Raw genomic sequence first — 12,233 nt, 5'->3', positions numbered from 1 at the left:
GTTATTATTGCTGTATTTTTGCCCCAAATTGTATTTATATTGTCTTATGTTAGCGGAAACCTTTGACCACGAGAAAGCTCTACACACGTTGCTGTACGTGGTACAGCAATTAGGTACGCCTGACTATCATAAGGCGTTTAGGACGCTGTACTTTGCAGAGCGAAAATGTTTAGCAACTTACGGGAACACTATAGTAGGTGACGGCTTCATAAAAATGGAGGCAGGGCCAGTGCCTACTGAGATTTATGATTTGGTAAAGATTGCAGATGGCCGCAATAATGATAAGCGTCTAAGTGAAGAGTATATAAATAGCGTGAAGAAACAACTCGGCGCAGTTAAACCTTACAATTTAAAGGCTTTGGCTGATCCAGATATGGACTTCTTTGCAGAAACCGAAAAAGAATGCCTTCACTGCGCAATAGAATTTTGCAGACATTGGTCTTATTCTGAGTTGAAAGAGGTTTCTCATGATATGGCTTGGGGTGCTGCTTCAATGAGCGGTGTTATGGATACGCTTAAAATTGCGGCGGCCGGTGGAGCGGATGAAGATGCTATAAAGTATTTGGAGGAATCTATATCAAATAGCCATTACTATTCATTATAGAACGTACATTTTATTATTGTGGCAAGCTTAGGCGAGTACTTTTCAGAAGAACAACGCAGCGCTTATAGCACCCGATCCTTAACGATAGGAACAGTTGTTCGCTCGCTGGTCCTTGATACCACTCCCCCCAAATATAAGTTCTGGATAATTATTGGGTTAAGTAGCGACGGTTCAGAGTTAGGCACGGTCTATATCAATACAGAGCTGAATGCTTTCATTAGAAGAAATCCTGTATTATCTAGTCTTCAAATACTAATGCAAAATGATTAACGCAATATGGTAGATCATGACTGCTACGCCAACTGTTCAGAAATAAAGCGCAGAACATATCCGCAATCAAACAGCAACTAGAGGAAAACCCTTCATTTGTGCGTGGTGTCCTTAACAAAAGTGAACTAAGTGCAGTTTTAGCAGCGTTACGCAGTGCAACAACTATTTCGCAAAGAGACAAGGAACGCTTTAACCTAATTTAAGTTAAAGTATTAAACATATTAGAAAAGCCCATCCGTTGAGGAAGGGCTTTTCTAATTTCCAGAGCATCGAGAAGGTTCCATGCAGTCGAGCCGATAACAGAAGGAGAGCTTAATACCTAATGTATGCTGATATTACCCCTACTGGTTAGCCTGGTGGCGTAGAAACTCATTGGCCTCGTTTGTTTCATGGGTATAGGCATAGATCTTCCGACCCACCTGCTTCCCGTTTTGGTACACGGTGACTTCGAGCTCCATGGCGGCCGGCGGCGTCTCCACCGCTGAGAAACCGTAGGTGGTCTGGATGTTGAGCTCCCGGACGCCCTCTGCCTCATAGGAATAGCTTTCCTCGGTCAGGTGTTCCTCAAACAGTACGACGGGCATTCTCTCTTCAGTGCCGGTGCGGTAGAACTCCCCCCCATGGATACTGATGATTTTGGCAAACTTCGCATAGTCCCCGCGCTGCTGAATGTCTACCCGGAAAGTAGCTGCATTGGGCGTGGGGCCGCCGCCGGAATCGCCGCAACCTGCCAGGAGCAGGGCGCACAGGAGTAAAATTGGTAAGTGGGATATCTTTTTCATAAGCCTGGTAGTGGAGTTTACTTTTGAATCGTCTTATACTCATCAAGCAAGGAGCGGATAATGGCCTGGCTGTTGTCGGGGTACTTCAAACCTAGCGGGTTGAGCGTCCGGTAGAGCCCGGCGTGCTTGGCCACGCGCATGCGCCGGGTGATCGAGTAAGAGAGCCCCCGCATGATGCGCAGTTCGTCAACCACGTGCCGGATCAGGTTCAGCCTGTCCGCGTTGCTCATCAGGTTCACGTCCGTGCCCACCACGGCCACCTGGTAGATGTAGGTGAACAGGTCGGAGGTGCGGTTGATGAGCTCCAGCTCCGTTTTGGCGGCGATGAGCAGCAGCTCCGGGTCTCCCTGGGCAATGTCCATCATCTGCCCCTGGTAGGTGCCGATGTCCTGGGCGATGCGGGAGGCGTAGACGATGTTCTTGCTCTGCCCGATGATCGACTGCACCGACTTGAGGGAGTTATACATCTTCTCCTCCAGCTCCTTTATCTGGACCATCTTTGAGGCAATAGCCTGTTGGACTACAAAGATCTTTGCTTCGCTCTCTTTGATGTCCTTCAGGGCAGCCTGCTGCGCGGTGTGGTTCACCACGAGCGTAGACACCACCGCCGGGTCGAAGACCACCTGCTGGGCCTGCACGGCACCCCACCCTATGGTTAAGGCGGTGATTAAGTAAAAGTATTTCCTCACGGTAATGGGGTTTAAAATTTTCTGCGGGTCTCCTTCTTCACATGTACAAACCGGGCATTCGCAGCGCAGTTAAAGGCGGGCCATCAGTTATACTGCAGAATTTTGAATATGGTTTTACCAATCTAATATTGCGTTTATCTATGCGCAAGCCGCATGATGGATTGCACAATGCGCATGCCGCATGTCCTAGTAGCACCCCCAACAAAGGCCGCTGTTCAGCCGGACTTGTGCCGGAACATAACACGGGGTCTGATCCGGCTTGTGGAGCTGAGAGTTGCTTCCTTGAACTAGAAACCTTCGCTTACGTGCAGGCAAAGGACTTTAGAGCATTTCTCAAGGTGCAGGAAGAACTGATGCTGCAGACAAGGGAACTGCAACGGAAACTGGTAAGGAAAAACTGTAAAATCCCCTTAAACCGGGCGAAGACGGTAAGAAGCAGTTCTCCTCCCTCCAGCATGCTGCCGGAGGGAGGCAACATGCTCCCTGGCTTGGTTGTAAAAGTTCTTCTAAACACTTCTGTGCCCTAGACAGTATGTAAACAGAAGATAAATAAGATAGTGGGCAAAGATCACGGTTGGACAGTAGTTCGTCCTTAGGATTGTACTTCTTTTTTTAGAATCTTATTGTACCTTGTCTGATGATTTACCTTATACTTTAGAAGTTATGGCACAGGTGGTTTTTTTACAGATACAGGAAAGGCTAGAAGGGACGGACTACCCGGCAAGCAAGCAGGATCTAATGGAGCACGCTCGGAAAGGAATTCGTCAGGACGATGAGGTAACAAAGGCTTTAAGCCAGCTCCCCGACAAGATCTATCTTTCTCAAACAGAGGTTATCAAAGAAATAGGAGATGTGGATGACCATATGGCGCGACTTTAGTAAGTGAAAAGCGCCTCTCTGTTTGTGGCAAAGAACCAGCTGGGCTACTGATTAGTTGTACAATACGATGCACTTGATATCTGTTAAAGGGGCCTGCAGGAAAGGGAAGAAGTATTGCTGATATCGCCTTCTCTTCGGGGGCTGCACAGGTTTCCGTTTGGCAGGAAAAGCAGCACACACCTGACCATCGGGAGCTGGTGCTGGACGTGGTAGAAGTTGAGAGTACGGTGCCTCAGGCTGAACGGTTTGTTTGTAACCTGGTGGAGGCTCCTTTTTACCATCCTGTGTTGTTCTCCTTTACCATCCGCTACGGACCCTTCTAAGGTAGAGAAGCGTCCTGTAAAGCTTGCCAGCGATGTGTACGAGGAGCTGTGGCAGTTTACCACGCTCACCTCCAATCGGATGGGTAGGTTCTTTTTATCTGCCGCTCTGCTTGCCTACGGAATTGGCGAGGACTTTCTAGCCCTCACGGTTGTCGGATTGTTGTTCCTGCCCTATCACCACATGCTGGCAGCAGGACTCGGTGCTGCGATAAGAGAATGGCACCTCTTGGCGCAGGGACTGGTATCCATGTTACTTTCCACAGCTCCCATTGTGCTGGCGGCAGTTAGCGTGACACTGTGCACCGAGCCTCCCATAGGCTGGCAGGAGCTTAGCGCACCACTTTTGGGGTTGGCGTTTGCCACTGTTCTAGGGTTGGCCGCTGGCCATAGTGCCACAGACGGTGAACGCAAAAGAAGACTGGTGCGCCTTCCAAGCTGGAGGAAGCTCATAGGCCTTGCCGTCACGGCACACCTTGCTGTTTATCCAGTTTGGTTTGGGCTTAAGCTCATCTTTGGGTTTGACGACGGGGACAAAGGACTAGCCCGCCTGCTTTCTTTTGTCACTAGCGTCTCCTCTTTTACAACTGCCACAGGTGTCACTTTTGCTGTGATGAGCATGAGGGGTAACGGAACAAGATGCACATGAAGTAAAAGAAAGTTACCAGCGCCCACAGAAGCCCCCTCCAGAGGGGTGGGGCTTCTGTGGGCGCCAGCAGGAACCTTATGACAGGAAGTGTGCCTAAAGAAGGTTATCCTGCCTCACCTTAGAACACAGCTTTTGTCAGAGAACTATTCGTGAAAGGGTGCTTTAACAAAGAATAGCAAGGTGCCTATGTACATTGTTGTGCTTAAAACGTCTCAATCTTGCCGCACCGAGCCAGAAGATACTGATGGCCTGGTTCAGGTTTTTTGGAGCCGGGCAGTTGTTGCATCTGTCCTTGCCGCTACTCTTTTGTTCTTTCCTTATATTTCCTCAGTCCCTACATATTTCCTCAGTCCCTACGGTCTAGAGAATCTGTTGTGTTTGGACATTAACGCGCAAGGCCTTGCACGTTGGTGCACGGCAACCTCACAGACCTCCATCATACAATTTTGACTTTGTTCCTGCCGAAAGGGCGGGCATAAGCGTGGCCGTTATGCCTGATAGAAGCTGTCGCAGTTAAGGTGTAAGCACCAAATCTAACGCTATAGAAGCTAAAGCCTTACGCCTCTGCACCTGTTTCCGCAGCATTGCTGGCGGTGTTCCGTGTTATTTTTGGCGAAACGATGCAGGTCTACCCCCTGTTTCTTTAGGAGGTAATACTGGGTAACAGATATTTACGTGCAACCGAAGGAGCACCTTACATCCTGTGGCTTAAAATGAGGAAAGTCTTGGCTTCTGGAGCTTGTAGTAGCTACCCGCCTTTCATGCACTTGTGGATAGGCAAAATTTACGGTTAATATACTTCTACTGCAGGCGCCACAGCATGGTGACTGGACTTGCACAAGTCACAAGGTAGTGTGTGAGCATCCTTATAAATAATCTGTTTCAGGGACTCTCGTTTGATTTGTGCCTGCCACCACTCTTCATGCGGATGCTTATCTGGCCGCTGCGCTCCAGGTAAGCAGACTTGACGTCACTAAGGTTCCCGTTGTTACCTGACCTGTGCACAGCCTCCAGGAGGTCGTCTTTTGTGATGGAGTGCTTTCTGAGTGCCTGCCGCTGTAGGTTTCCTTCTTCTATCAGCTTTACGTGCTCGCCTTTAGTGAAGTGCCCGAAGCCTGCACCTAAGTGAAAGGCAACGACAGCCAGCCCTTTGTGCACTAGCACCAGCACTAGCGCTGCCGCTAAGGTGGGTAGGAACGGAGAACTGCCGGTGATGGCCCTGCTTAAGACAGAGCCGTACATAATCCCAAAAACAATGTCGGGAAACGAGCTTTTGCTAAAGACACGGTTGCTGCCGATGAATGAAACCATCAAAGCGGCAAAGAATACCACTACCGCCCGCACCGACATCTGCCACCAGGTTAGCACTCCTGCGTCGTTGCCTATAGCTATTTCGATCAATTCATTCATACGTCTTACTCAGCAGGTAGCTTCAAAGGTAAGCGGGAAACAATAGTTTGCAAGTTTATCCTGTCACTACGGCTTCTCACTACGTCTTGCCCTTCTGTAAAATGAAGATGACACGGTGCTCCACATGCCCCTTCCCGTTATACCTGTCTCCTGGCTTCTTCCAGAAGGGCTTTGATGTGTGCCACATCCTGTTGGCTTTTCAGGTGCTGCACGGCACCCTCCTCTATGGCATTTAGCGCCTCTTCCAGCAGAGCACCGTGCTGGCTACGTGCATCCCGCACGCCTACTGTAGTGACCAGGTCTATGAGACGTATCTGTACCGCAACGTCATGGGTGGAGCAGGCCTGAATGGCTGCCATGCACAGGCGGAACGTTCGCTTGAAGGGTACAGGGGCGTAGGCAAGACACGCTACACCGTCTTTACGCCTCACCACCTTTTGCCCCCCTAGCTGCTGCAGTCTGCAAAGTAAATCCGCCAGATAGTTTGTTGCCTGGACAGCCGTGCCATGGTCTCGCATTTCCGGGCTGAGCGCCCGAACGGCTACTGCCGTGATTTGGCTGAAACCGTCAAAGCAGCTTTCCCTTCCCACTTCCTGGTGTCGGATTATGACGCTCTCCTCCAGCAGCTTCTGGAGCTTTTTGTCTAGCGGCTTGTTTACCTTGAGGAAAGGCGCTCCTTTCAGCAGGTAGGCCCCCTGGCTTCTGAGAACCCTTAGCTTTAGCCCCCTTTTGACAGAGGCCTCCTTTATCTTCCCTTCTGTAACGGTGTCGAAGTAGCCAGACACCCATGCCTTTACTACCAGCCACTCCCCATCCTCCTCTTGAACTTCCTTATAGCTCCCACTGCTGAGCTCCTTGTCCAACAGGTGCCTGGTGGCGCGGTACAGGCTGCTAAGCTTATTTCCCGTCAGCGCCTTCTGAAGTGTGTTGTAGGTAAAGTGGAGAACAGCAACAAGGCTGGCTAAGGCCAGCAGCGTCCCTATGGCTACCGACAGCACCGGCACTTCGTGTGAGGGCCGCATTCCAAGGTTAACTAGCACGACGAAGAGAAACCCAATGGTGCCTGTGACGGTGCCGGGGGCTATCCAGCTTATTCCTCTACTGACGACGCCCGACATGCTTCTTGGCACCAGGACAACCACCGCTATCATCGGAAGCGCAGAGGCAAGCAAGCCCTGCAGCAGTGAAGCAAGCAGGGCACGGGCGGTGTCGGCATTATCTATTCTAAGGAAAGGTACGTAGTTTATGAGGGAGTCCCCGCCAGAGGCTTTGTCCAGAGAGGTTGTGCCCCAAGCGAGCGCAAGCAGGCCCAAAATAATCAGGGCTGCATAAGAGACGCCTCTGCCGGCTAGAGGCCCCAATGCTTTTAAGGCAGCGTGATTCCTCTTCGTTATTTCCATTATAAACAAAAGTTAGTAATGACCTTGAGCAAGTACAGGCGAACGGCTCCTCGCGTGCAGCCGCATACGGGTGTCGGGCCGGAGGTTACAGCGTTAAGAACAGAGCAGCTTCTTTAAGCAACACACCACTTGGGTTTTGCCGGACTTTTATTTTAGCTTTACTAGGCTTGTAGAGTCCGGTGGAGCCTGTCTTCTACCAGGGTAACAGTCTTCACTGGGGGAGTGCCCGGGAAATCTTGTTTGCGTGTAGCGCAAGCTAGTTCTCTGTGCCTTCTGACAGCCTGTTTTAGTTTCTTCTCTTCCTGGCTTTGCGTCGCCTGCCAGAGAACAGCATGGACACAAGCCTTGTTCCCATGCAGGAAGCTGTGCCTGCCAGCTCATGAAACCGGCAGCGCATTTTAAACAGCAGTGTCGCTAAAGGAGGCATCGTTTGTAGTAGTTCATTCACATGCACTATAATCGAGAGAAACTTTAGGAGTCTCTCGCCCACTTCTGGAGCAGGAGTACTGCTCCCGCAGTAAGAGCAGCCAGCAGGATATGTTTTCGATGCAGGCTTACCCACAGCTGCGGGCTATAGCCTTTGGCCTGCTTTCCGAAAGGTCCGTGGGCGCCATGGTCGCCGGGTAAGGGCTCCCAAAGGTTGTGCTTCCTGCCTGGTTCGTCTGTCTCGTCTGTCTGCTGTCCTTTGTAGCCGTTCCTGGCCAGCACATAGTCTGCAAACCAGGGAGCTATTTTATTGCCCACAATCGCCTGCAGGGTTGGCCAGCCAACGTTTATCTCGCGTCGGTCATTTTCAGCGGCAAACAGAATGGCTTCCGCGGCCACCTCAGGCTGGTAGATGGTACCCATCGGCCGGGGCTTGTTTGGCAGCCGGCTTTTCACAAAGCCGAACTGGGTTGTGTTCATGGCCGGAAGCTGCACCATTGTTACCTTTACGTTGCTCTTGTCGTGCAGCAGCTCTGTGCGCAGGGAGTCAAAGAAACCCTCAACCGCATGTTTCGACCCACAGTACGCTGACTGAAGCGGAATACCCCGGTAAGCCAGCGCGGACCCTACCAGCACAACCTTTCCTTTGTCACGCGGGAGCATGCGCTTCAGGGCAGACAGGGTCCCGTAAACCTGCCCCAGGTAAGTTACCTCTGTCACGCGCTTATAGTCTTCTGGCTCCATCTCTTTCACCGGGCTAAAAACACTGTTCATGGCGTTGTTGACCCACACGTCAATAGGCCCCAGCTGTTCTTCGGTTCGGGAAGCAGCATCCTCTACTGCAGCCGCATCTGACACATCTACCTGGAAGTAGACCGCTTTCCGCCCCACCTCCTCTACCTCCCTTTGCGCTCCTTTCAAGCCCTCCAGACCTCTGGCTAAAAGGGCTACATCATAGCCGTTCTGGGCAAAATTCCGGGCAACGGACCTGCCTAGGCCTGCCGATGCGCCTGTTATAACTGCTACGCCACGACGGCCCTTGTCTCCACTACGCTCTAAACTCATCGTACTGTTTGTTCATTGATTCTTTTGCTTTTATAAATCTTACGCCCGCTACAGGGTGTAGGTTTAGGGGTGGTTCAGTAAGCGTGTTACTGCAGGAAGACACACTCTAGCCACATCATGCGGCTAAAACCGCCAACATTTAAACTTAGCAAACAAATACGGAGTGGTACGAGCCTTTATCAAGTATCTACTTCACGGGGTAACAAAGAAAATATGTAAAAAATAAACAGTAGTACATAAAACGTTAAGCAATGGGTTGTGACTCAGGAACAGAGAACACCAACCTGCACATGTTGCCTCAGCGTTTTATTCTTTAGCTACTCAGCAAAAATCAGCTTCGCAGCACAAGTTTAGACGCCTGCCTCCTTATAGCCGTTTATAACAACTTGAGGAACAATCGTTAACCTCACACGGTTGAGCCTGTGCATGCATCGCGAATCCTCCAGGAGTGCCGCCAGTTCAACTATGCAAAACAAGCGGATGCTAAAGAGACGCATATGAGGAGGCTTTAGAGGGCAACGTACCCAGAGTGGACGAGACAGCGAATGGGAAGAGCCGGTGCTAACACTCGTATTCTTTCCATAAGGGGCTTAGCACCTTCTAACGTGGAGGCGGGAGATGGTTTCTAAAAAGAAGGCCAGAGTACGCTTTTTGGCGGGAAGTGCAGCAAAGGCTAAGCTTTCACTGCGCACGACTGTGTGACTAGAAACGCCGGTGGCACAAAGAGAAGGAGCATCTTGCTTCAGAGCTTAAACACCTGCACAAGGGTTTGCAAGCCTCAGCGTAGCTCGGAGCGCAAGGGACAGCAGCTTTCCAACTGTAACAGCTAGCTGCAAAAGGGAGAGTAGCGTAATGGTCGTGGTGGGAAAAACACCGGGTGCAGGTGCCCGGCTCTGTCCTGCTATACCCAGCAGCGGAACGGCCTTCGGACAGGCGCCCGAGTGTTATGTGAACGACCAGGAAACGGAGCGCACATTTGTTGCCCCTTGCACCAAAGGCTGCAAAGGCCTCACATAAAGAACTGTCGTCTTACTGCAAAACCGTCAGTCCACAGTGAAGAGCACATCGGCAAAGCGGCAGGCCTTGTCCTGGAAAACAGTTTCGACGCTGAAACCACAAGCTTTCCCTAACTCATAAACCTGCTGCAGCGTGTATTTGTGCGAGTTTTCGGTATGGACGGCTTCCCAGGCATCAAAATGGAAAGTCTGTCCGGTAGACTGGATGTACACGTCCTGGTCTTCTTTGCTGACAAGGAAGCTGCGCATCACCCCTTCGTGCGGGTTGTAGATGGGGTAATGTTGGAACTGGTCTACATTAAAGTTGCCGCCCAGTTCCCTGTTAATGCGGCGCAGCAGGTTCAGGTTAAACTCGGCTGTTACACCGGACGCATCGTTATAAGCACTTAAAACAACATCCGGGTCCTTACGCAAGTCGATGCCCATTAACAGCTTGTCGGCTTTGCTGAGATTGCTGCAGACGCGCTGCAGGAAGCGCTTGCTTTCATCTGCTTTGAAGTTGCCGATGTTGGAGCCCAGGAACAGCACTACCTTGCGCGCGGCTTTGTTGTCCTGTAGCCACTCCAAAGCCGGAAAGTACTCGCCCACCACAGCCTGTACATCCACAGAAGGCATTTCCTGTTGCAGGCTATCGCGAAGCTGGCTCATGGCGGTTCCGGATATATCAACGGGTACATAATCGAATGCACTTTTCTGCTGGCTCAGCTCCCGTAGCAGGACTTTTGTTTTCATGGCATCACCGGCACCCAGGTCGATCAGGTGAAAGAAGCCGTTTGCTGCAAACTGCCTTGCCATTTCCTCCCTGTTTTCTGTCAGCACCTTAAACTCGCAGCGGGTCAGGTAGTACTCGGGCAGCGCCATGATGCCTTGGAAGAGTTTGCTGCCTGCGGCATCGTAAAAGTAGCGGGAAGGAAGCGACTTGGGCTCCTGGCTTAGGCCATGGGCCACATCTTTTGCAAAAACCTCTGTATCGCTAGTGCCGTCTTCTTTGCGACTTAATTCTATCATAGGGGGTAGTGTAGGAGTCAATTTCATCTGCTTCTTATTGGGCCAGCCTGATGCCGTTGTACTGCCAGCGCTTTTCGGGGTGAAAGAAGTTGCGGTACGTAGTCCGGATGTGGCTTTCGGAGGTGGCACAGGAGCCGCCGCGCAGCACCATCTGGTTCAGCATAAACTTGCCGTTGTACTCACCAATGGCACCGGGCGCTTTCTCAAAGCGCGGGTAAGGGTGATAGGCGCTATAGGTCCACTCCCACACATCACCGTACAACTGCTGGACGCCTTTGACTGCCGGTTCGGCTGCGGAAGGCTCCAGCCGCCCACGCTCTACAAAATTGCCTCCGGTGGGCGGATGTACCTGAGAGGCTGCTTCCCACTCAAATTCCGTTAGCAAGCGCTTTCCGGCCCAGTTGGCATACGCGTTTGCCTCATAGAAGTTTAGGTGACACACCGGGTCGTTCGGGTTAATCTTTTCCAGCCCATGCATCGTAAAGCGGCACCATTCGTCCTGCTGCTTCACCCAGTACAAGGGCGCCTCCAGGTGCTGGGTGTGCACTAGTGCAAATCCCTCATCCAGCCAATGCCTGAAATCCCCATAGCCGCCGTCCTGGATAAACTCCAAGTACTCACCGTTTGTCACGAGCCGGTTCATTATCCGGAAGTCTGCTAAAAGCACCTCATGCACGCCTAGTTCATTGTCAAAACTAAATCCTTCACCCTGGAAGCCAACAGTGTACGTGCCGCCCGGAATCTCTAAGAAAGAGGCCTTGGTTGCCTTACTGTTTTCTGGTTGATGCAATGGTCGCTTGTAAACCGGCAGCAGCGGATTGGTGCTGAGAATATACTTGATGTCGGTGATGAGCAGCTCCTGGTGCTGCTGCTCGTGTTGTAGGCCTAGCTGCACTAATGACAAGAGTTCAGCGAGTTTGCTTTTGTCTTTCCCTTCATCCAGTTGCTTGAAAAGCCGCTGCATGTGCTCGTCCACGTGTTGGCGGTAGGCATAAACATCGCGTAGTGGCGGGCGTGTCAGGGTGCTGCGCTGATCGCGCTGCACACGGCTACCCACGCTGTTGTAGTAGGAGTTAAAAAGGTAGCTGTATTGCTTATGAAACGGCTTGTAGCCAGACAGGTGGGGTTGCAGCAGGAAAGTTTCGAAGAACCAGCTGGTGTGCGCCATGTGCCATTTGGGAGGACTTACGTCAACAATAGGCTGTACAACTGTGTCTTCCGGCTCCAGCGGCTGGCAAATAGTTTCAGTGCGGGCCCGAATCTGTTGGTATTGTTCTGTGGCTTGCTGTATGGCAAGTGCAGTAAAGGTAGTGTTCATGCATATCTGTTTTAGTTGGCCCTGCCTGCTATGGTACAAACTGTTCTGGAACAGCCTGTAGTATGGGGTCAAGAATGAGGAGTCTAGTTCGTGTCCAGCGTCCTAAGTGCATCCAGGTAAGCAACATTTTTTGAATCTTCGTATATACTCAGTTTTTCACTATAGGCCGGCATTGCCCCTACTTCACTCCTTTTGGAAAAGTACGGCAAAGCCACCCCATGGTTTGTTGTTGAGCGCAGAGCCCAAACCACCAGTGCCACTCGGATGGCAAGAACTGCAGAACTCAAGGAACAGAACTCAGCTCCTGCGGTTCCCCGGCCTCAGGCCCTACTCGGGCTGGTACACCTCTCTCCAGGACCAGCCGTCCATCTCCAGCAGCGTGGTCAGCAGCTTGCGG

Annotated in this window: 11 protein-coding genes; 4 read left to right on the top strand and 7 right to left on the bottom strand. The window is 51.4% G+C overall.

Annotated elements, in window-relative coordinates; all coding sequences use genetic code 11:
• Positions 1-604 (top strand): Panacea domain-containing protein (locus ACFQ2O_RS15720; protein WP_377529700.1); only part of this gene is annotated, 604 nt, incomplete at its 5' end.
• 611 nt (positions 605-1,215) lie between these two features.
• Here ACFQ2O_RS15720 and ACFQ2O_RS15715 read toward each other — a convergent pair.
• Complete coding sequence (locus ACFQ2O_RS15715; protein ID WP_377529697.1) at positions 1,216-1,656, bottom strand: beta-barrel fold lipoprotein; 441 nt, start codon at positions 1,654-1,656, stop codon at positions 1,216-1,218.
• 17 nt (positions 1,657-1,673) lie between these two features.
• Complete coding sequence (locus ACFQ2O_RS15710) at positions 1,674-2,345, bottom strand: plasmid transfer protein (RefSeq protein WP_377529694.1); 672 nt, start codon at positions 2,343-2,345, stop codon at positions 1,674-1,676.
• Positions 2,346-2,485: 140 nt separating this feature from the next.
• Between ACFQ2O_RS15710 and ACFQ2O_RS15705 the strand changes: the two genes are divergently transcribed.
• From ACFQ2O_RS15705 to ACFQ2O_RS15695, 3 genes are all read left to right on the top strand, one after another.
• Positions 2,486-2,872, top strand: coding sequence for a hypothetical protein (locus tag ACFQ2O_RS15705; RefSeq protein ID WP_377529691.1), 387 nt, complete (start codon positions 2,486-2,488; stop codon positions 2,870-2,872).
• A 103-nt stretch (positions 2,873-2,975) separates the two neighbouring features.
• Entirely contained in the window at positions 2,976-3,224 is a 249-nt protein-coding gene (locus ACFQ2O_RS15700; RefSeq protein WP_377529687.1) for a DUF2795 domain-containing protein, read from the top strand.
• A 216-nt stretch (positions 3,225-3,440) separates the two neighbouring features.
• On the top strand, positions 3,441-4,193 hold the full coding sequence (locus ACFQ2O_RS15695) for a hypothetical protein (protein WP_377529683.1): 753 nt from the start codon (positions 3,441-3,443) through the stop codon (positions 4,191-4,193).
• Positions 4,194-5,075: 882 nt separating this feature from the next.
• On the opposite strand, the gene ACFQ2O_RS15690 is transcribed toward ACFQ2O_RS15695, so the two are convergent.
• From ACFQ2O_RS15690 to egtB, 5 genes are all read right to left on the bottom strand, one after another.
• A complete protein-coding gene (locus ACFQ2O_RS15690; protein ID WP_377529680.1) occupies positions 5,076-5,603 on the bottom strand; it encodes a DUF421 domain-containing protein in 528 nt (175 codons plus the stop codon).
• Positions 5,604-5,740: 137 nt separating this feature from the next.
• Positions 5,741-7,003, bottom strand: a complete 1,263-nt coding sequence (locus tag ACFQ2O_RS15685) for a DUF2254 family protein (protein WP_377529678.1) — start codon at positions 7,001-7,003, stop codon at positions 5,741-5,743.
• A gap of 471 nt (positions 7,004-7,474) precedes the next feature.
• Complete coding sequence (locus tag ACFQ2O_RS15680; RefSeq protein WP_377529675.1) at positions 7,475-8,494, bottom strand: SDR family oxidoreductase; 1,020 nt, start codon at positions 8,492-8,494, stop codon at positions 7,475-7,477.
• A 1,043-nt stretch (positions 8,495-9,537) separates the two neighbouring features.
• Positions 9,538-10,518: an L-histidine N(alpha)-methyltransferase gene (gene egtD, locus ACFQ2O_RS15675; protein WP_377529672.1), complete on the bottom strand. Its 981-nt coding sequence runs from the start codon at positions 10,516-10,518 to the stop codon at positions 9,538-9,540.
• A gap of 34 nt (positions 10,519-10,552) precedes the next feature.
• Positions 10,553-11,836: an ergothioneine biosynthesis protein EgtB gene (gene egtB / locus ACFQ2O_RS15670; RefSeq protein WP_377529669.1), complete on the bottom strand. Its 1,284-nt coding sequence runs from the start codon at positions 11,834-11,836 to the stop codon at positions 10,553-10,555.
• Between the last annotated feature and the right edge of the window lie 397 nt (positions 11,837-12,233).

Source organism: Pontibacter rugosus (genome assembly GCF_042678745.1).
Taxonomy (GTDB): Bacteria; Bacteroidota; Bacteroidia; order Cytophagales; family Hymenobacteraceae; genus Pontibacter; species Pontibacter rugosus.
The sequence above is the reverse complement of the archived record's forward strand: the minus strand, read 5'-3'. Positions and strand labels throughout refer to the sequence as shown.